The organism is Streptomyces chartreusis (assembly GCF_008704715.1).
GTDB lineage: Bacteria > Actinomycetota > Actinomycetes > Streptomycetales > Streptomycetaceae > Streptomyces > Streptomyces chartreusis.
The window spans coordinates 4,647,281-4,666,226 of sequence record NZ_CP023689.1 but is presented as its reverse complement, the minus strand read 5'-3'; the positions used below and the strand labels follow the sequence as shown (position 1 = coordinate 4,666,226).

15 protein-coding genes are annotated in these 18,946 nt (G+C 70.2%); 8 read left to right on the top strand and 7 right to left on the bottom strand.

All coding sequences use genetic code 11. The features are described from left to right. The first annotated feature begins 20 nt into the window (after positions 1-20). The gene (dnaJ, locus tag CP983_RS20175; RefSeq protein ID WP_150500905.1) at positions 21-1,208 is read left to right on the top strand and encodes a molecular chaperone DnaJ; all 1,188 of its coding nucleotides are present in this window, start codon (positions 21-23) and stop codon (positions 1,206-1,208) included. A gap of 5 nt (positions 1,209-1,213) precedes the next feature. Beyond that, complete coding sequence (locus CP983_RS20170) at positions 1,214-1,675, top strand: heat shock protein transcriptional repressor HspR (protein WP_107905303.1); 462 nt, start codon at positions 1,214-1,216, stop codon at positions 1,673-1,675. A gap of 79 nt (positions 1,676-1,754) precedes the next feature. Here CP983_RS20170 and CP983_RS20165 read toward each other — a convergent pair whose 3' ends face one another. Together CP983_RS20165 and CP983_RS20160 are read right to left on the bottom strand one after the other, a co-directional pair. Then, positions 1,755-4,172 carry a PA14 domain-containing protein gene (locus CP983_RS20165; RefSeq protein ID WP_150500903.1) on the bottom strand — a complete coding sequence of 806 codons (2,418 nt, stop codon included), beginning with the start codon at positions 4,170-4,172 and terminating at the stop codon, positions 1,755-1,757. Between the two features lie 99 nt (positions 4,173-4,271). Further along, positions 4,272-6,014 (bottom strand): fibronectin type III domain-containing protein, encoded by a 1,743-nt coding sequence (locus CP983_RS20160; protein ID WP_150500901.1) that lies wholly within the window; start codon positions 6,012-6,014, stop codon positions 4,272-4,274. A gap of 293 nt (positions 6,015-6,307) precedes the next feature. Between CP983_RS20160 and CP983_RS20155 the strand changes: the two genes are divergently transcribed. Together CP983_RS20155 and CP983_RS20150 are read left to right on the top strand one after the other, a co-directional pair. Then, positions 6,308-7,432 carry a sugar ABC transporter substrate-binding protein gene (locus CP983_RS20155; RefSeq protein ID WP_185843850.1) on the top strand — a complete coding sequence of 375 codons (1,125 nt, stop codon included), beginning with the start codon at positions 6,308-6,310 and terminating at the stop codon, positions 7,430-7,432. 471 nt (positions 7,433-7,903) lie between these two features. Further along, positions 7,904-8,995, top strand: coding sequence for a helix-turn-helix transcriptional regulator (locus CP983_RS20150; RefSeq protein WP_150500899.1), 1,092 nt, complete (start codon positions 7,904-7,906; stop codon positions 8,993-8,995). On the opposite strand, the gene CP983_RS20145 is transcribed toward CP983_RS20150, so the two are convergent. Both CP983_RS20145 and CP983_RS20140 read right to left on the bottom strand, forming a co-directional pair. Further along, entirely contained in the window at positions 8,922-9,938 is a 1,017-nt protein-coding gene (locus CP983_RS20145; RefSeq protein ID WP_229915037.1) for a helix-turn-helix transcriptional regulator, read from the bottom strand. The two genes, CP983_RS20150 and CP983_RS20145, sit on opposite strands and share 74 nt — an antisense overlap. Beyond that, positions 9,935-10,903, bottom strand: a complete 969-nt coding sequence (locus CP983_RS20140; RefSeq protein WP_229915038.1) for a helix-turn-helix domain-containing protein — start codon at positions 10,901-10,903, stop codon at positions 9,935-9,937. Before CP983_RS20140 ends, CP983_RS20145 begins: the two co-directional genes overlap by 4 nt. A 370-nt stretch (positions 10,904-11,273) precedes the next feature. On the opposite strand from CP983_RS20140, the gene CP983_RS20130 reads away from it, so the two are divergent. Continuing rightward, a complete protein-coding gene (locus CP983_RS20130) occupies positions 11,274-11,609 on the top strand; it encodes a Rieske (2Fe-2S) protein (RefSeq protein ID WP_030945423.1) in 336 nt (111 codons plus the stop codon). Between the two features lie 247 nt (positions 11,610-11,856). On the opposite strand, the gene CP983_RS20125 is transcribed toward CP983_RS20130, so the two are convergent. Continuing rightward, the gene (locus CP983_RS20125; protein ID WP_107904730.1) at positions 11,857-12,270 is read right to left on the bottom strand and encodes a pyridoxamine 5'-phosphate oxidase family protein; all 414 of its coding nucleotides are present in this window, start codon (positions 12,268-12,270) and stop codon (positions 11,857-11,859) included. A gap of 119 nt (positions 12,271-12,389) precedes the next feature. Between CP983_RS20125 and clpB the strand changes: the two genes are divergently transcribed. Further along, the gene (gene clpB, locus CP983_RS20120; protein WP_107904729.1) at positions 12,390-14,987 is read left to right on the top strand and encodes an ATP-dependent chaperone ClpB; all 2,598 of its coding nucleotides are present in this window, start codon (positions 12,390-12,392) and stop codon (positions 14,985-14,987) included. A gap of 87 nt (positions 14,988-15,074) precedes the next feature. Here clpB and CP983_RS20115 read toward each other — a convergent pair whose 3' ends face one another. After that, positions 15,075-15,572: a hypothetical protein gene (locus tag CP983_RS20115; RefSeq protein WP_150500892.1), complete on the bottom strand. Its 498-nt coding sequence runs from the start codon at positions 15,570-15,572 to the stop codon at positions 15,075-15,077. 136 nt (positions 15,573-15,708) lie between these two features. Between CP983_RS20115 and CP983_RS20110 the strand changes: the two genes are divergently transcribed. After that, the gene (locus CP983_RS20110; protein ID WP_030945435.1) at positions 15,709-16,236 is read left to right on the top strand and encodes a YbjN domain-containing protein; all 528 of its coding nucleotides are present in this window, start codon (positions 15,709-15,711) and stop codon (positions 16,234-16,236) included. Between the two features lie 89 nt (positions 16,237-16,325). Here the strand turns inward: CP983_RS20110 and CP983_RS20105 are convergent, their stop codons facing one another. Then, entirely contained in the window at positions 16,326-17,510 is a 1,185-nt protein-coding gene (locus CP983_RS20105; RefSeq protein WP_125525438.1) for a pyridoxal phosphate-dependent aminotransferase, read from the bottom strand. 808 nt (positions 17,511-18,318) lie between these two features. On the opposite strand from CP983_RS20105, the gene CP983_RS20095 reads away from it, so the two are divergent. Further along, a complete protein-coding gene (locus CP983_RS20095; protein WP_107904725.1) occupies positions 18,319-18,876 on the top strand; it encodes a DUF2617 family protein in 558 nt (185 codons plus the stop codon). The last annotated feature ends 70 nt before the right edge of the window (positions 18,877-18,946 follow it).

The window sequence follows — 18,946 nt, the reverse complement described above, 5'->3', positions numbered from 1 at the left end:
GGGAAGGAGGGACGTCGGGGATGAGCACCAAGGACTTCATCGAGAAGGACTACTACAAGGTCCTCGGCGTCCCCAAGGACGCCACCGAGGCCGAGATCAAGAAGGCGTACCGGAAGCTCGCCCGCGAGTTCCACCCGGACGCCAACAAGGGCAACGCCAAGGCGGAGGAGCGTTTCAAGGAGATCTCCGAGGCGAACGACGTCCTCGGCGACGCCAAGAAGCGCAAGGAGTACGACGAGGCACGCGCCCTGTTCGGCAACGGCGGCTTCCGTCCGGGGCCGGGCGGCGCGGGCGGCGGATCCTTCAACTTCGACCTGGGCGACCTCTTCGGAGGCAACGCCCAGGGCGGGAGTCAGCAAGGAGCCGGCGGCTTCGGCGGCGGACTCGGTGACGTCTTCGGGGGCCTGTTCAACCGCGGCGGTGCGGGCACCACCCGTACTCAGCCCCGGCGCGGCCAGGACATCGACACCGAGGTCAGCCTCAGCTTCACCGAGGCGATCGAGGGTGCGACGGTCCCGCTGCGGATGTCCTCGCAGTCGCCGTGCAAGGCGTGCGCGGGCACCGGCGACAAGAACGGCACGCCCAGGGTGTGCCCGACCTGCGTCGGCACCGGCCAGGTGGCCCGGGGTTCGGGTGGCGGCTTCTCGCTGACCGACCCCTGCCCCGACTGCAAGGGGCGCGGCCTGATCGCCGAGCACCCGTGCATGGAGTGCAAGGGCAGCGGCCGGGCGAAGTCGTCGAGGACCATGCAGGTCCGCATCCCCGCCGGGGTGTCGGACGGCCAGCGCATCAGGCTGCGCGGCAAGGGTGCGCCGGGCGAGCGCGGCGGCCCGGCCGGCGATCTGTACGTCACCGTGCACGTCGACGCCCACCCGGTGTTCGGCCGCAAGGAGGACAACCTCACGGTGACCGTCCCCGTGACCTTCACGGAGGCGGCCCTCGGCGGCGAGGTCAGGGTTCCCACCCTGGGCGGCCCGCCGGTCACCCTGAAGCTGCCGCCAGGCACGCCCAACGGCCGCACCATGCGGGCGCGGGGCAAGGGCGCGGTCCGCAAGGACGGCACCCGCGGAGACCTGCTGGTCACCGTCGAGGTGAGTGTCCCGAAGGACCTTTCGGGGAAGGCTCGTGACGCGCTCGAGGCGTATCGCGAGGCCACTGCGGGCGAGGACCCGCGGGCGGAGCTGTTCCAGGCCGCGAAGGGAGCATGACGGAGATGGACGGTCGTCGACGCGGTGACAATTTTCGCGGCCCTTATGAACTGACCGAGGAGACCCCGGTCTACGTCATCTCGGTGGCGGCCCAGCTCTCCGGCCTGCACCCGCAGACACTGCGCCAGTACGACCGTCTGGGCCTGGTGTCCCCGGACCGCACGGCCGGCCGCGGCCGCCGCTACTCGGCCCGCGACATCGAACTGCTCCGCCAGGTGCAGGCGTTGTCGCAGGACGAGGGCATCAACCTGGCCGGCATCAAGCGCATCATCGAACTGGAGAACCAGGTCGCCGCGCTCCAGTCCCGGGTGGCGGAACTCCAGTCCGCCCTGGAGGGCGCGGCGGCGGCGATGCAGCAGCGCGAGGCGGCGGTACACGCGTCGTACCGCCGCGACCTGGTCCCGTACCAGGAGGTGCAGCAGACCAGCGCACTGGTGGTCTGGCGCCCGAAGAAGCCGAAGGACTAGGCGGACGCGCAGCGAAAAGGGGCCCGGAGGTTCAAGTCGAACCTCCGGGCCCCTTCGCGTCGTGCTCGGCCGCCAGGGCTCAGAGCCAGTAGGCCCAGATGCCGTACGCCGTCTGTTCCACCACCTCTTCGTGGCCCGTGGGGTCGATGTAGATCGCGCGGTAGTAGTACAGGCTCAGAAGGTCCTGGTTGACCGTCTTGTCGATGTGGGACTTCGGGGCGTCGACCTTGCCCGTGGCGAACGTGGCCCAGGTGGCGGTGGCCGCGTCCCAGCGTTCCCAGCGGTAGTCGGTGTATTCGCCGCACGGCCTGTCATAGATCGTCACGCCGCAGCGGACGTACAGGTCGGGATACTGGCTCTGGCTGATCTTGGTGCCGGTCCAGCCCGGCGGCACGGTATTCGGGAGCATGACGGCGATCTCGGCCGGGTGGAAGAACTCCGGTCCCTCCTCCAGGTACACGCGGTCCGTCGCGGCCACGAGGTAGACGTGTTCACGACCGTCGGGCAGCGTCGGGCAGAGTCTCTCGGTCTCGGCCAGGGAGTTGCCCGTCCAGCAGTTGCGCTTCCAGACCGTCTCCCCGGTCTCCGGGTCGTTGGTGCCCTGCCAGACGTAGTAGCCGATGACGTCGTCATCGGCCGGCGGGTTCCAGGTGAGCCGGACGCCGAGCGGGATGATCTCCGCCTTCAGGCCGGTGACCGGAGCCGGGCGCCGAGTGTCGTCGGTGGTGGCGGTGAGCGGCGGGCCGGGCTGCGAGCGGTGCCCGAAGCGGTCGACCACGACTACGCGGTACTCGTACGTGGTCTCGGAGGCGCCGGTGCCCTCCAGACAGTACGAGTGGATGACCTGCGCGGCCGTCGCGTAGACCGGGTCCTTGGCGTCCGTCGTGCTGTGCGTGTAGCTGTGCGGGGCCTCCAGCGGGCCCTCCCTGGTGCCCTGCGGGGAACACTGGCGCACGGTGACGCTCTCCCCGGTCGCGGGGTCCGTACGGATGATCTCGAAGGTCGGGAGATGCTGCTCGTCGGCGGCCCAGGGGTCGGAGCTGCGCCAGGCCAGGTTCACGCCCTTCTGCCAGACCGAGTCGGTGTAGGGCTGGTACGGCGCGATCGCCTCCGGCCGGTCCGCCATCTTCAGCGTCACCTCGGCCGGCCCGGAGGCATTGCCCTTCGCGTCGAGAGCGCGGACGGAGTACCTGTACTCGTCGGCGAGGGCCACCTTCTGCAGGGGCACCACGTCGGTGACCGTCGTCGTCGCGGTGCCGAGAGCGTTCAGGTAGGCGCCGGTGGCCGGATCGTGCTGCAGCACCTCGTACTTCGCCGCGTCCGTGTCGGGCGTCCAGACCAGGTGCGGCACGCCCGCTTCGTAGGTGATGTGCAGGTCGGCCGGGGCCGCGGGCGGGACCGCGTCGAAGAGGGCGAGCTCAGTTGCGGCGGAGTACGCCGACCAGTTGCCGGCCGCGTCCCGGGCTCGGCCGCGGTAGGTGGCCTTGCTGCCGTTCGCAGGCTGCCCGGGGTCGCAGAACGCGCCCTTCGTTCCCTCGTACACGGTGCTCCACGCACCGGTGGCCGCGTTCTTGCGCTGTGCCTGGTAGAGGACGATGTCGGCCGAGTTCTCGACCGTCGTGATGAGCTGTGGCCCCGCCAGCTTCGGGTCGCTCGAGCAGCCGTCCTGCTCGATGTACGGCGCGGCCGGCGGGGTCTTGTCGACAGTCGTGACGCCCTGGTCCGCTGTACCGGCCGACTCGTTGCCCGCCTTGTCGTACGCGCGGACCTCGTAGTAGTAGGTCTTCCCGGTCGCGGGCGGGGCGTCGGTGTACGTCGTCGCCGTCGTCCCGGTCAGCCGCGTCCACGTGCCGCTTCCCTTGAGCCGCCGCATGACGCGGTACCCGGCGAGGTCCATTTCCTGGTTCCTGGACCAGGCCACCTTGGTTTTGCGAGTGGTCGTGTCGTACGTGACCTTCGCGCCTGTGGGGGCGAGCGGCTTGACCTTGTCGACGGTCGCCGTGGTCCTCGGGGTGTAGCCGAACTTGACGCGGGCGCTGCCGGTCCAGTTCACGTAGTCCACGCGCAGGGTGTGCTTGCCCGCGGGGACGGTCACGTTGACGGTCTTCGAGACGGTCGTGGAGGTGTTCTTCCACAGGTCGACCTTGCGGGAACCGTCGAGGTAGACGCGGATGCCGTCCAGAGCGGAGGCGGTGAGGGCGAAGGGGCCGCCGGAGCCGAAGTCGCGGGTCAGGGTCCAGCGGACTCCGAAGTTGTCCTTCGGGAGGCCGGAGGCGGGGGCGTTCGTGCCCCAGTTCTGGTCGATCGCGGTGTCGCAGTCGGTCTTCTTCGGCGTACCGGAGAAGGCCGTGTTTGCGAAGAACTGCCGCTTGAAGACCGGCGAGTTGCAGGTCACGGCGGCGGAGGCGGGCGTGGCCAGGGTGGTGAGCAGGCCGCCCGCGGTGGCGAGCACGAGGGCGGTCGCGGTGGCCGCGGTCGTGCGTCTGGCTGGGTTCATGCGGTCCTTCAGTCCTGTTCGGCGACGGCGGTGATCAACCGTCGCCGAACAGGACCGACCGGAACGCCGATTGGTTGTACGGCTGTTGATGTCCGGAGGTCAGTCGACGGGCGCCGTGACCGTCCAGTCGCCCGCGGGTACCGACTCGGTGCCGTCGGCCAGCACACCGGTCACCCAGTAGTAGGACGTGGTCCCGCGCTTCGCGCCCGTGTCGAAGTACTCGAAGGCGCCGGCCCCGAGGTCGGCGATCTTCTCGTACGCGGAGGTCGCCGGGTTCCAGCGGTAGATCCGGAAGCCCTTCGCCGGGTCGGGGCTCTCCTCGCCCGCGCCGAGCCCGGTCCACGAGAGCTGGTTGCCCTCGTCGCCCTCCGCGGGCGACGCCGTCAGGTTCAGCGGTGAGCCCTCGGGTGTCGGCACGCTCGGGGTCGTGTCGAGCTCGGTCACGGCCACGGCCGGGACCAGGTCGTCGCTCCACTTCATGGCGGAGTTGCCGTCGTCGTCCACGGCGTCGACGAAGAAGCAGACCTCGTCGCCGTCCGGGTGCGTCGTGTACGAGAAGGATGTCTCGTCGGGCGAGACGTACTCCACCAGGCTGCCGTAGCAGACCTGCTCGTCCTCGTCCCCGACGAGTTCGCCCTTGTGGATCGTGTAGTACCGCAGATCCTGGGCCGGGCTCTTGTCCCACGCCAGCCGGAAGCCGTACTCGGTCGGGGTGACGCTCAGCCCGGTGACGACCGGCGGCGGATCGTTGTCCCAGATCCGGCCCCGCTGGGGTGCGGACCGCGCGGACTCGTTGCCCGCCGCGTCCAGCGCCGACACCCGGTAGTAGTAAGTGGTGCTCTCGGCGGCCGAGGCGTCCAGGTGGGAGAGCTGGCTCGTGGTGGCAATCTTGGTGTACGTGCCGTTCTCGCTCGCCGCCCGGTAGACGCGGTACGTCGCCGCGTCCGTGACCGTCTTCCAGCCGACCCGCAGCCCGCCCGTGCCCCCGGTCGGGGTCACCTCTCCCGTCGCGGTGGTGATGGTGGGCACGCCCGGAGCCACCCGGTCGACGGTGGTGACGGCCTGGTCGGCCGTACCGGCGGACTCGTTGCCGGCCTTGTCCACGGCCCGGATCTCGTAGTAGTAGCCCGCGCCCGTCACCGGCAGGGTGCTGTCGGTGTAGGTGGTGGAGGTGGTCGTGGCGAGCGGGGTGCTGCCGAAGGACGCGCCCTTCAGGCGGCGGTACACGCGGTAGCTCGCGAGGTCCATCTCCGGGCTCTTCGACCAGGTCAGCTTCGCCTTGCCCGTGGTCGTGTCGTATGTGGCCTTCGCGCCCGTGGGGGTGAGCGGCTTGACCTTGTCGGCCGTTGCCGAAGTCCTGGGTGTGTAGGTGAATTTGACGTTCGCGGCTCCGGTCCAGTTCACGTGGTCGATCCGGAGCGTGTGCCTGCCCGCCGGGACGGTGAGGTCGACCGTCTTCTTCGCGGTCGTCGACACGTTCTTCCACAGGTCGACCTTGCGGCTGCCGTCGAGGTAGACGCGGATGCCGTCCTGGGCAGAGGCGGTGAAGGTGAAGGGGCCGCCGGAGCCGAAGTCGCGGGTCAGGGTCCAGCGGACTCCGAAGTTGTCCTTCGGGAGGCCGGAGGCGGGGGCGTTCGTGCCCCAGTTCTGGTCGATCGCGGTGTCGCAGTCCGTGCGCTTCGGAGTGCCCGAAAAGGCCGTGTTCGCGAAGAACTGCCGCTTGAAGACCGGCGATGCGCAGGATACGGCGGCGGACGCGGGGGCCGTCGAGAGCAGGGTGCCCGCGGTGGCGAGCACGACCGTCGCCGCGGCCGCGGCGGTCGTGCGTCTGGCTGGGTTCATTCGATCCTCTGGTCGATTGCGGGACAGCGGTGGGCGCCGTCCTCATCTGGACCCGCGAGGAATGGGGTTGGTTGTACGGATCTTGGTCGCGGGCCGGATCAAGGTTTGGTGACGGGGTTGTAAGGGGTGTTTGGAGGCGTTCCGCTCCGTCTTCACATGATCAGCGGAGCGTGGTGTTGCGCACTCGTTAAGTGATTCCGCTTGACGCTGGGGGCCGTCGGCGCGTTGGCTTTTCAGTCATCTGGGCGCGTTGGCGCGCCCGTGTCCCGATGGCACCAGAAGTGAGCTTCTCTATGCGTCCCTTGCGCCCCCTGCGCCGCACCGCCACCGCCGTGGCCGCCGCGTCCACGATGACCCTCTCGCTGGCCGCGTGCGGGGCACTGGGCGTCACCGGGGACAGCAGTGAGGCGAGTCCGACCAAGGGCAACGACGTGACCGTCGGGCTGCTGCTGCCGGAGACGGCGAACACGCGCTACGACAAGTTCGACTACCCCATCATCAAGAACAAGGTCGAGGAGCTGACCGACAAGCAGGGCAAGGTCGTCTACCGCAACGCCGACGCGGAGGCCTCCAAGCAGGCGGAGCAGCTCCAGCAGATGATCGACGACCAGGTCGACGTGATCCTGCTGGACGCCGTCGACTCGCACGCCATCGCCGGCGGGGTGAAGAAGGCCAAGGACGCCGGTATCCCGGTCATCGCCTACGACCGCCTGGCCGAGGGGCCGATCGACGCGTACGTCTCCTTCGACAACGAACTCGTCGGCGAGGTCCAGGGCCGCACGCTCCTGGAGGCGATGAACCCGGTCGACTCCTCGGACAAGATCGTCATGATGAACGGCTCGCCCACCGACCCGAACGCCAAGCAGTTCAAGGCGGGCGCCATGTCCGAGCTCAAGGGCGCGGTGGACATAGCCAAGTCCTTCGACACCAAGGACTGGAAGCCGGAGAACGCCCAGGCCAACATGACCGAGGCGATCAAGGCCGTCGGCGTCAACAACATCAAGGGCGTCTACTCCGCCAACGACGGCATGGCCGGCGGCATCATCAAGGCACTCCAGGCGGCCGGCGCCGCCGAGCTGCCGCCGATCACCGGGCAGGACGCCGAACTGGACGCCGTGCAGCGCATCGTGAGCGGCGAGCAGTTCATGAGCGTGTACAAGTCGTACCCGCAGGAGGCCGAGAGCGCCGCCGAGATGGCCGTGGCGAAGGTCCAGGGCCACGACATCCAGTTCGACTCGCTCACCCAGGACCAGGTCGACAGCCCGACCGACAAGGACATCCCGGCGCTGCTGGTCCCCGTGGTCGCCCTGACCGAGAAGAACATCAAGGAGACCGTCGTCGCCGACGGGATCTACACGGTGGGCGACATCTGCATCGCCAAGTACAAGGCGGACTGCAACTCGCTCGGGCTGAAGTAACGCCAGTAGCACCTTCACCGCGTCAAGTGCCGCCGGGGCCGGGCCCCGGCGGCACTTGGCCGTTCGCGCACCGTCCGCCGGCCGGGCCGTACCGGTCGCCCGCGCGTTGACGTCGTATGCGATTTCTTGTTCGCGAACTCCCCCGGGGGCGCCCCGCCCTTCCGCGTGCCCGCCAAGGGCCGGAAATGCACCATCAGCTTGTTGCAAGTCGACGTGCGGAGGCCCGTTGATAACGGGGTGAACCAGTATCTAACGGCGGCCGTCCCGGTAGGAGCCGTGTTGCGGAGCAAGGCCGGTCCGCGCATAGTTGCGCTGCGGAAGCGCGAGCGAACCGCGGGGCCGACACGGCCGAGCACGGTGGGTCCGTCGACCAGACCCCGCCCGGCCGGTGTGTCCCGGCAGGAGTGTCGACACCGCGCTCCGGAGGCGAGCGAGCCGGCGACAGAGGCAGGAACCGGGGGTGGATGGGCGATGGCCGGGCACGGGGCGCAGGAGCATCCACACGGTGCCGACCGGCTGTGCGAGGCCGGGGACCGGGTGTACTCCCGGGCCGTACGACGCGGCCGTGTGCCGCGCCACGACGCGGATCCGGTGCCCTGCCTGCTGGAGCTGGCGCTGCTGCACCCGGACCCCGACGACATGGACTGGCTGGTGCCGACCTCCCCGCAGGAGGTCATGACGCGGCTGCTGCGCGGGGTCTACGACGAGGTCAGCGCGAGCCAGCGGCGGATGGGCTCGGCGGTCGCGGCCTTCGAGTGGTACGCCGCGCTCGGTCCCCAGCCGTCACCCGCGTCCGGCACCGACACCGCCGTACCGGCATCGGCGATCCGGGTCCTGGAGGGCGACTCGCGCATCCAGGGCGCGCTGGACGAGGCGACGCAGGCGTGCACCACCGAGGTGCTGACCGTGCAGCCCGGCGGCATCCGGCCCGAGCACGAGCTGACGGAGGGCCTGCACCGGGCGATGGCGCTGCGCGGGCGGGGCGTGCGGATGCGCGACCTTTACACGCATGTCGCCCGGCACGGCCAGGGCCTGCTCAACTACCTGGAGCTGATGGGCGATTCGGTGGAGGCCCGCACGCTGGACGAGGTGATCGACCGGCTGATCCTCTTCGACCGCACGGTGGCCTTCATCCCGGCGAACGCCGACCGCACGCTCGCCCTGGAGCTGCGGCATCCCGGGCTCGTGCACTACCTGGTGACGGTCTTCGAGCGGCTGTGGCGCCTCGCGATCCCGCTGACCGCCCCGCTCCCCGACACCGGCATCGAGGGCATCTCGCACCGCGAGCAGTCCATCGCCGCGCTGCTCGCGGAGGGTCACCAGGACGCGGTCATCGCCGAACGCCTCGGGATAAGCGTCCGCACGTGCCGCGCCCACATCGCCCGCCTCTCGGAGACGCTGGGGGCGGCCAGCCGTACCCAACTCGGGGTGCGGATAGCGCAGGTGGGGCTGGACCGCTCCCGCGTGTCCTCGTCCGAGGCAGCCGTGATCAGGGTTGCCGGGGTGCCCGGGATTCCTGGAGGGCACGGGGTTCCTGGTCAAGAATCCCCGACCGGCCGATGAGATAGCCGAGTTGGGCCCGGCTCTCGCTGCCGAGCGTCGCCGCGAGCTTGGCTATGTGGACACGGGCGGTCCGCACGTTCATCCCCAGGCGGTCGGCTATGGAGGCGTCGGTGTACCCCTCGACCAGCAGGCTCGCGATGGCCCGCTGGCGCGGGCTGACACCGTTCAGGGTGGGCGGCTGGACGGCCTCGGGGTACATCGGCGTCGCCAGCCGCCACAGCCGGTCGAACGTGGTGGCCAGGTAGTGCAGCAGCGAGGGGTGGCGCACCTCAAGGGCGAGCGTGCCGGCCTTGTCGGCGGGGATGAAGGCCACCGTGCCGTCGATGAGGAGCAGCCGGTCGGTGACCTCGTCGAGGGTGCGGGCCATGACGTCGCCCCGCAGCTCCTCGTAGCGGGCGACCACGGCCGGGGAGTGCCGCTGCGTGTGCTGGTAGAGGGCGCGGATACGGCCGCCGCGGTCGAGCAGGGCCTGGTCGCGCTCCAGAGCGACGGCACGGGCCGCCTGGGCGTGCGGGGTGTTGTAGCGGACGTTGGGCTGGATGCAGAGCAGTTCGCGGGACGCCTGCGCCATGGCCTCGGTGATGGCCTGGTTGATCCGCTCCCTGGGGAGCACGTGGACGGCCGGGTTGTCCGTGGCCGCCGTACGCCTGCCGTCGATCTGCATCAGCTCGGCGAACGAATCCGCGAGCAGCTCCTCGCGCCGGCGCTCGCTCGCGATCCGCTCCCCGGACGCGCGCAGCAGCCGGTGCAGGGCCACGGCGGGTGCCACCGGCTCCAGCCGGTCCGGGTCCTCGACCGCGGGCTGGAGCAGTCCGAACTCGGCCAGGCACGGCGCGCCGTCGGCGTCCCGCCTGGGCACGCGTCCCTCACGCAGAGCGCGGGCGTACAGGTCCATGCCGGCCTCGCACAGCTCCTCCACCGCGTGCGTGTGCCCCTGGGTCACAGGTGGCCGTCACCTCCCGACGACTGGTCCGCCTCCAGGATCCCCGACTGCGCGATGAGGTAGCCGAGCTGGGCCCGGCTGCCGCTGCCCAGGGCGGAGGCCAGCTTGGCGATGTGGGCCCGGCAGGTGCGCACGTTCATGCCCAGACGCCGGGCGATCGCCTCGTCGACGTGCCCCTCCACGAGGAGCTTGGCGATGGAGTGCTGGATCTCCGTGATGCCGTCCGGTGCCGTCTCGTACGGCGCGTGCTCGCTCAGCGGTACCGCGCGGCTCCACATGAACTCGAAGACCTTGATCAGGTAGCGGATCAGCCCGGGGTGGCGCAGTTCCAGGGCGACCTGCTGGTCGTCCCGGGTGGGGATGAAGGCGACCGACTCGTCGCAGATGATGAGCCGCTCCACCAGTTCGTCGATGGTGCGGTACTCCACCTTGCCGTTGGAGAGCTGGGCGACGTAGGCGAGCTTGCCCGGGTTGTAGCGCACGGTGTGCTGGTACAGCGTCCTTATCCGCACACCGCGTTCGATCAGCGGCCGGTCCCGCTCCAGGCCCTGGAGCAGGCTCTGCTCGGAGATGCGGTTGCTCGGCTGGACCGTGAGCATCTCCGTCTGGCACTGGGCGGTGGCCAGATTGAGGGCGGCGTTGATCCGCTCGCCGCCCTCCAGCACGGTGATGGAGTGCGTGCTCCCCGTCACCTGGGTACTGAGGTCCATGAAGGGCTGGAGTGCCTCGGCCAGCTCCACCGACAACCGCCTGCGCTCGGTGATCTCCCGCTCGATGGGATTGAGCCGCTGAGCCAGCGCGACCGAGGCGGGAACCGGGATCAGCCAGTTCGCGTCGTCGGGGTCGGGGTACAGCAGGGCGAACTCCATCAAACAGGGGGCCGCCTCGGCCTCCGTGCGTGCGATACGCCCCGTGCGCAGCGCGTTCGCATAGAGACGGCCACCTTGCGCGCACATCTCGGTCATCGCATGGGGATGTGTCGCTTTAGTCGGATTCGCTGCCAAATCTCCACCCCCCAGGGTCCTGAACATGCAGGAACATGATGCACCGATCGTGTGGCCATGAAGTGCCCGAATGAGCCATCGTCTTACTCGACGGGGGAAGAGGGGACCTTCAAGTGAGGACGAAGCCGACTATGCGGAACAGAATGCTTCGCTCGATTCTTGTCGCCGCCTTCTCCACCGTTGTGGCCGTCGGAGTCCTGAGTGGCCTCTCGGAATCGAAGAGCGACAGAGCGGACAGCAGCTGGCCGACCGGGGTCAAGACGGTCACGATCGCCGGGGACAGTTCCTGGCCGACGGTCGCGCAGAAGAGCAGCGGCGGGCAGGAGTAGGCATGACCACCCCACCCGACGACCGCTCCTTCCGCCGCGAAATGGCCACCGCCTACCGCTCGGGCTGGCACTTCATCGACCTTGTCACCGCGATCCCCCACCCCGGTGACTCGTTGATGGTGACAGTGTTCGGAGAGCCGGTCGTCGTGACGCGCGACGAGGACGAGGACGTCAGGGCGTACCGGTGTCTGCGGCGGCCTCGGGGGGCGCCGCAGCCCGTCCGGTGTGCCGTCCGGTATGGAATGATCTTCGTCAACCTCGATCAACGAGACCACCGGCTGGTGGAGCCGGAGGCCCCGGCCCCAAGGACCATCTCAGCCACCCCCCGCAGTGCCTGACGCGATTCCCCCGTCGTAACAGATCGCTCAGGTGCTTCCCCCCGCAGCGGCGTCACCGTGACCTGAACACGGTGACGCCGCTGCAGTTTTACGGGGACATTTCCCCGTATCCGCCCGTTCCGCGGTGGCTGAAACCGGGCGACCGGTATCCGGCCATCCGAGCCGCCGTCCGAGCCGCCGTCCGAGCCGTCACTCGCGCCCGCACCCGTCCCGCCTTCCGGCTCCGGGGCCGTCGCCCCTCGCCCGCTCACCCGCGCCCCATGGCCCGGGTCAGTTCGATCTCGATCACGACCCGGTGAGGGTTGGGTGCCGGAGTGCGGCCGTAGCGCACCGCGTACCGTCGCACCGCCTCCGCGACCCGGTCCGGCTCCGCGCTGACCCGCGCCCGTCCCTCCAGCGTGGCCCACCGCCCGCCGTCCACCTGGCAGACCGCGACCGTCGCCCCGTCGGGGCCGGCGGCCAGCACATGGCCCACCTTCGCGCTGGACTTGTTCGTGATCACCCGAGCCAACCCCGCCTCGGGGTCGTATGTCACTCCGACGGGTACTACGTGCGGGGTGCCGTCCGGACGCAGGGTCGTGAGGGTGCACAGGTGCCTCTCCTGCCAGAAGGTGAGGTACGACGTGTCGGGCGCGGAGGGATTCCGGGGGTATGCGGCCATGCCCTGGAACCTAGTCGCCGCAAGCCTCCCCGCACTACCTTGAGTGGAATAGACTCAACTTTGTGTACGCTGACTCAGTCAGTACTGAGCGACGCTGACATCAGGAGGAGAACGGACACGTGGACGCAGAGCTGACCAACAGGAGCCGGGACGCGATCAACGCGGCCAGCAACCGGGCCGTGACCGAGGGCCACCCGGATCTCACCCCCGCCCACCTGCTGCTGGCTCTGCTCCAGGGCCAGGACAACGAGAACATCATCGATCTGCTGGCGGCCGTCGACGCCGACCAGGCGTCCGTGCGGGCCGGCGCCGAGAAGGCGCTCGCCGCGCTGCCCAGCGTCACCGGGTCCACCGTGGCGCCCCCGCAGCCCAGCCGTGAGCTGCTCGCCGTGATCGCGGACGCCCAGGCGCGGGCCCAGGAGCTCGGGGACGAGTACCTCTCCACCGAGCACCTCCTCATCGGCACCGCCGCGAAGGGCGGCGCCGCCGGCGAGGTGCTCACCCAGCAGGGCGCGAGCGCCAAGAAGCTGCTGGAGGCGTTCCGGAAGGCGCGGGGCGGGCGGCGCGTGACCTCCGCCGACCCTGAGGGGCAGTACAAGGCGCTGGAGAAGTTCGGCACCGACTTCACCGCGGCGGCCCGCGAGGGCAAGCTCGACCCCGTCATCGGCCGCGACCAGGAGATCCGGCGGGTCGTCCAGGTGCTCAGCCGCCGTACCAAGAACAACCCGGTCCTCATCGGTGAGCCCGGCGTCGGCAAGACGGCCGTCGTCGAGGGGCTCGCGCAGCGGATCGTCAAGGGGGACGTGCCCGAGTCGCTGAAGGACAAGCGGCTCGTCGCGCTCGACCTGGGCGCCATGGTCGCCGGGGCGAAGTACCGCGGCGAGTTCGAGGAGCGGCTGAAGACCGTGCTCGCGGAGATCAAGGACTCCGACGGGCAGATCATCACGTTCATCGACGAGCTGCACACCGTCGTCGGCGCCGGTGCCGGCGGCGACTCCGCCATGGACGCCGGCAACATGCTCAAGCCCATGCTCGCCCGCGGTGAGCTGCGCATGGTCGGCGCCACCACCCTCGACGAGTACCGCGAGCGGATCGAGAAGGACCCCGCCCTGGAGCGGCGCTTCCAGCAGGTGCTGGTCGCCGAGCCGACCGTCGAGGACACCATCGCGATCCTGCGCGGGCTCAAGGGGCGCTACGAGGCCCACCACAAGGTCCAGATCGCCGACAGCGCGCTGGTCGCCGCGGCCACCCTCTCCGACCGGTACATCACCTCCCGCTTCCTGCCCGACAAGGCCATCGACCTCGTCGACGAGGCGGCCTCCCGACTGCGCATGGAGATCGACTCCTCGCCGGTCGAGATCGACGAGCTCCAGCGCTCCGTGGACCGGCTGCGCATGGAGGAGCTGGCCCTCGACAAGGAGACCGACCCCGCCTCCCGCGAGCGCCTGGACAAGCTGCGCCGCGACCTCGCCGACAAGGAGGAGGAGCTGCGGGGCCTGACCGCCCGCTGGGAGAAGGAGAAGCAGTCCCTCAACCGCGTCGGCGAGCTGAAGGAACGGCTCGACGAGGTGCGCGGCCAGGCCGAACGCGCCCAGCGCGACGGCGACTTCGACTCCGCCTCCAAGCTGCTGTACGGCGAGATCCCCGCCCTGGAGAAGGAGCTGGAGGCCGCCTCCGAGGCCGAGGAGGAGGCCGCCAAGGACACGATGGTCAAGGAGGAGGTCGGCGCCGACGACATCGCCGACGTCGTGGGCGCGTGGACCGGCATCCCGGCCGGCCGGCTCCTGGAGGGCGAGACGCAGAAGCTGCTGCGCATGGAGGACGAGCTGGGCAGGCGGCTGATCGGCCAGCAGGAGGCCGTCCAGGCGGTCTCCGACGCCGTACGCCGCACCCGCGCCGGCATCGCCGACCCGGACCGCCCCACCGGCTCCTTCCTCTTCCTCGGCCCGACCGGCGTCGGCAAGACCGAACTCGCCAAGGCCCTCGCCGACTTCCTCTTCGACGACGAGCGGGCGATGGTCCGCATCGACATGTCGGAGTACGGCGAGAAGCACAGCGTGGCCCGGCTGGTCGGCGCGCCCCCCGGGTACGTCGGCTACGAGGAGGGCGGCCAGCTGACCGAGGCCGTGCGCAGGCGGCCGTACAGCGTCGTGCTGCTCGACGAGGTGGAGAAGGCGCACCCCGAGGTCTTCGACATCCTGCTCCAGGTGCTGGACGACGGCCGGCTCACCGACGGGCAGGGCCGTACGGTCGACTTCCGCAACACGATCCTGGTGCTGACGTCGAACCTGGGCAGCCAGTTCCTGGTCGACCCGATCACCAGCGAGCAGGAGAAGAAGGAGCAGGTCCTGGAGGTGGTCCGCACCGCCTTCAAGCCGGAGTTCCTCAACCGGCTCGACGACCTGGTCGTCTTCTCCGCGCTGAACAAGGACGAGCTGAGCCGGATCGCCCGGCTCCAGATCGACCGGCTCGCGAAGCGGCTCGCCGAGCGCCGGCTGTCCCTGGAGATCACCGACGCGGCCCTGGCCTGGCTCGCCGACGAGGGCAACGACCCGGCCTACGGCGCCCGACCGCTGCGCCGCCTCGTCCAGACCGCCATCGGCGACCGCCTCGCCAAGGAGATCCTCGCGGGCGAGGTCAAGGACGGCGACACGGTCCGGGTGGACGCCTTCGGCGACGGCCTGATCGTGGGACCCGCCACCGGCAAGACGCTCTGACGCCACGCCCGACGGCCCGCTCCGGAATCACCGGGGCGGGCCGTCGGGCGCGCAGCGGGCTGTCGCGGCTCAGAGGGTGAACGCCGCTCAGAGGGTGAACGCCGCGAAGCGCACGAGCGCGGTGCCGCCGTCCTCGTACACGACGTCGACCCGCACGGCGTGGGCGTCCACGGGCGGCTCGTGCCCGGCGAGGTCCACATCCAGACAGAGATCCACGTCGGAGCCGGCGCAGAACTGCGTCTCGGGCGCCCCCGCGTCCGGATATGTGGACGTGAGCCAGTCCCGGACATCGGCGCGCGGCATCCGGAAGGCGCCGCTGTAGTGGATGTCCTGGAAACCCTGTACCTCGCACGCCCCGACGGCCTGCGCCCCGTCCGGCAGCGCCGCCCCGCCGAAGCGCAGGGCGTCCGCGCAGGGGACCTTCTCGGGGCCGGAGCGGGACAGCTCGTCGTCCGACACCACCCACACGGCCACCATGGCCACGAAACCGGCGAGCAGCAGCGCCGGCACGGCCGTGATCGCGGCGACGATCCACCACTTCGTACGGCCGCGGGCCGCCCCCGCCCCGCCCTGTGTTCCGGACATGTCCCCACCCTCCGTGCGCGGTCCGTCGCGACAGGCCAGATCCTGTCAGCCGAGGGCTGACAGGGCCTGTCCGGGGTTGCCACCCCCCTCCCCGCATGGGGGAGGATGGCGGAATCCGTACGAAGGGAAAATCACGGTGAGCATCGACCCGTCCTCGATTCCGAACTTCGGGGGCCAGCAGCCGCAGCCCGGGCCCCCGCCCGGCCCCGTTGTCCCGGATCAGGACCTCGTGAAGCAGCTCCTCGACCAGATGGAGCTGAAGTACGTCGTCGACGACGAGGGAGACCTCGCGGCGCCGTGGGAGCAGTTCCGTACGTACTTCATGTTCCGTGGCGAGGATGACCAGCAGGTCTTCTCGGTGCGGACGTTCTACGACCGGCCCCACAAGATCGACGAGAAGCCTCTGCTGCTCGAGTCGATCGACGACTGGAACCGCCGGACCCTGTGGCCCAAGGTCTACAGCCACACGCACGACGACGGCACCGTCCGCCTGATCGGCGAGGCACAGATGCTGATCGGCACGGGCGTGAGCCTGGAGCACTTCGTCTCGTCGACGGTCAGCTGGGTGCGGGCCGCCATCGAGTTCGACAAGTGGCTCGTCGAGCAGCTCGGCCTTGAGCAGGAGGTCAACGACGCGGAGAAGCCCGAGGACGACGAGGAGTAGTCCTCGACAAGCAGGAGCCCGGCCAGGGCACCGGCCGAAACGGCCGGGTGCCGGGCCGGGCTCACGCCGTTTTCGGCGCCCTCGCCGCGCTACATGGCCCGCAGCCGCTTGGCCGCCTCCTCCAGGACCTCCGTGCGCTTGCAGAACGCGAACCGCACGAACGGCGCCCCCGCCTCCCGGTGGTCGTAGAAGACCGCGTTCGGGATGGCGACGACCCCGGCCCGCTCCGGCAGCGCGCGGCAGAACGCGAAGCCGTCGCTCTCGCCCAGGGGGCGGATGTCGGTGGTGATGAAGTAGGTGCCGGCGGGCCTGAACACCTCGAACCCGGCCTCCGCCAGCCCCGTCGCCAGCAGGTCCCGCTTGGCCAGCATGTCCTCGCGGACGGCCGTGAAATAGCTGTCGGGCAGCGCGAGCGCCTCCGCGACCGCGTACTGGAACGGCCCCGACGAGACGTACGTCAGGAACTGCTTCGCCGACCGCACCGCCGTGACCAGGCCCGGCGCCGAGGTCACCCAGCCGACCTTCCAGCCGGTGAACGAGAAGCTCTTGCCGGCCGACCCGATCGTCACCGTGCGCTCGCGCATTCCCGGGAAGGTCGCGAGCGGCAGGTGTTCGGCGTCGTCGAAGACCAGGTGCTCGTACACCTCGTCGGTCACCACCAGCAGATCCCGTTCGAGAGCCAGCTCGGCGATCGCCGCCAGCTCCGCACGGGTGAGGACGGTGCCGGTGGGGTTGTGCGGGGTGTTGATCAGCAGCAGCCGGGTGCGGTCGGTGACGGCGGCGCGCAGCTCGTCCAGGTCGAGCCGGAAGCTGCCCTCGTGCGGGCGCAGGGTGACCGGCACGCGCGTGCCGCCCGCCATGGCGATACAGGCCGCGTAGGAGTCGTAGTACGGCTCCAGGGCGATGACCTCGTCGCCGGGCTCCAGCAGCGCCAGCAGGGTGGCCGCGATGGCCTCCGTGGCGCCCGCGGTGACCAGGACCTCGGTGTCGGGGTCGTACGACAGCCCGTAGCGCCGCTCCTGATGGGCGGCGATCGCGTTGCGCAGCTCGGGGACACCGGGGCCCGGCGGGTACTGGTTGCCGCGCCCGTCGCGCAGCGCCCGCACGGCCGCCTCACGGATCTCCTCGGGCCCGTCGGTGTCGGGGAAGCCCTGACCCAGGTTGATGGACCCCGTACTCAGGGCCAGCGCGGACATCTCGGCGAAGATCGTCGTCCCGAACTCGGCGAGCCGGCGATTGAGCAGCGGGCGGGAGGAGGAGGTCATGCGCGCCATCCTCCGCCCAAGCTCTGGAGTTGCTCAACTCTGCTTTGGGCCGTGAGACGGGCGGGCATCTCATCGCCACGCACCGAGCGGGAGGCGCCCACGGGGGGACGCCCGGGTCCGCTTCGGGGGAACGGAAGGAGGCTGACGCCATGGTTACAGGGTTTGTGGTGGCGCTGGTCGCAGTGGTCTTTGTGGTGATCCTCGTGTCGGCCGCGCGCAGCGGCGCACGGTCGTCCCGTCGTACCCACAGCCGCAGGGGGAGCTCGCACAGCAGCGGCGGCAGCTGGTGGGCCGGCGGGGGCGACAGCGGATCGTCGTGCGGAGGTGGCTCCTCCTCCTGCGGCGGGGGCTCGTCATGCGGAGGCGGGTCCTCGTCCTGTGGAGGGGGCGGAGGCGGATGCGGTGGCGGAGGCAGCTGACACGGGGCAGCTGAGCTCCCCGAGCAGGGGGAATCGCATCCGCGTGGAGCGGGGCCGGTGCCTGGGACCGGTCCCGCTTCTGTGCGTCCGGCGCCCGCATCGGTGTGCGAGCTCCAGCGCACCGGCGTACGCCCCGTACCCATCGGCGTACGCCGGAGTTGAACAGTTGAGCTGATAAGCCCTCTGAGGGATGGAAACCCTACGAACTTGGGTAAAATCGCTGTGTCGGCGCCACAGTTCATGATTCAGTGAATTTCACCAACGCAGCCCCTCGGACGTCCTGGGGACACCCCTTCTGACCGGCCGACAGGGCTGACCGGGCCGGCCTCCCGGCGCCGGCCGGGGCGCGCCGGAGACCCACACCTACCTCCCTTTTGTTCGCGTAGCGGAGCCGACCCATGCTCACGACCCTGAACACCGCCTACACCGACACGCGCGCGGCGGACCTCGCCTGGGCCCTGGGGCGCGAGCCGCTGCCCGCGCTGGCCGCCCTCGACCTCGAACTGACCGGCGCGAAGCTTCAGTTACGACTGCTCGGCGCGTCCCACCAGGTGCTGTTGGAGGAGGAGCGGGGCATGTGCTCGGAGACGGTGGCCTGCATGCCCGGCAGCAGCACCCCCCTGCCCCTCGGCGTGGCCAAGCGCACGGACGACTGGGAGTACGAGTTCGCCGCCCACGTGGAGATCCTCTCGCCCGGTCAGTTCGCGGGCCGGGCCCAGGAGTTGCTGGCACTGGTCGCCGACCATCCGCACGGCCTCGCCGGTGTCTTCCCCGGCAGCCCGCACGCCTTCACCGCACTGCTGGCCCAGCACCACGAGGGACAGGTGCACTGGCGTACGTGGCACGCGTACCCGCAGGACGGCCAGTTGGTGGCGACCCGCACCAGGGTGGGCGTACGGGTGGCCAAGGGCGCGGCCCGGCGCCGGACGGCACCGTTCAGCCAGTCGGGAGTCTGACGGCGACGCAAACGTCAGCCGCCTCAACAACACCCGTGTGGGTGACGAAGCGTGCCCGTGCCGTAACGTA

Excerpts from the sequence above, each read along its gene's own strand:
- CP983_RS20155 (WP_185843850.1), top strand. The coding sequence starts at position 6,308 with ATGCGTCCCTTGCGCCCCCTGCGCCGCACCGCCACCGCCGTGGCCGCC.
- CP983_RS20140 (WP_229915038.1), bottom strand. The coding sequence starts at position 10,903 with ATGACCGAGATGTGCGCGCAAGGTGGCCGTCTCTATGCGAACGCGCTG.
- dnaJ (WP_150500905.1), top strand. The coding sequence starts at position 21 with ATGAGCACCAAGGACTTCATCGAGAAGGACTACTACAAGGTCCTCGGC.
- CP983_RS20170 (WP_107905303.1), top strand. The coding sequence starts at position 1,214 with ATGGACGGTCGTCGACGCGGTGACAATTTTCGCGGCCCTTATGAACTG.
- CP983_RS20125 (WP_107904730.1), bottom strand. The coding sequence starts at position 12,270 with ATGGCCGCATACCCCCGGAATCCCTCCGCGCCCGACACGTCGTACCTC.
- CP983_RS20165 (WP_150500903.1), bottom strand. The coding sequence starts at position 4,172 with ATGAACCCAGCCAGACGCACGACCGCGGCCACCGCGACCGCCCTCGTG.
- CP983_RS20095 (WP_107904725.1), top strand. The coding sequence starts at position 18,319 with ATGCTCACGACCCTGAACACCGCCTACACCGACACGCGCGCGGCGGAC.
- CP983_RS20150 (WP_150500899.1), top strand. The coding sequence starts at position 7,904 with ATGGCCGGGCACGGGGCGCAGGAGCATCCACACGGTGCCGACCGGCTG.
- CP983_RS20160 (WP_150500901.1), bottom strand. The coding sequence starts at position 6,014 with ATGAACCCAGCCAGACGCACGACCGCCGCGGCCGCGGCGACGGTCGTG.
- CP983_RS20105 (WP_125525438.1), bottom strand. The coding sequence starts at position 17,510 with ATGGCGCGCATGACCTCCTCCTCCCGCCCGCTGCTCAATCGCCGGCTC.
- CP983_RS20115 (WP_150500892.1), bottom strand. The coding sequence starts at position 15,572 with ATGTCCGGAACACAGGGCGGGGCGGGGGCGGCCCGCGGCCGTACGAAG.
- CP983_RS20130 (WP_030945423.1), top strand. The coding sequence starts at position 11,274 with ATGACCACCCCACCCGACGACCGCTCCTTCCGCCGCGAAATGGCCACC.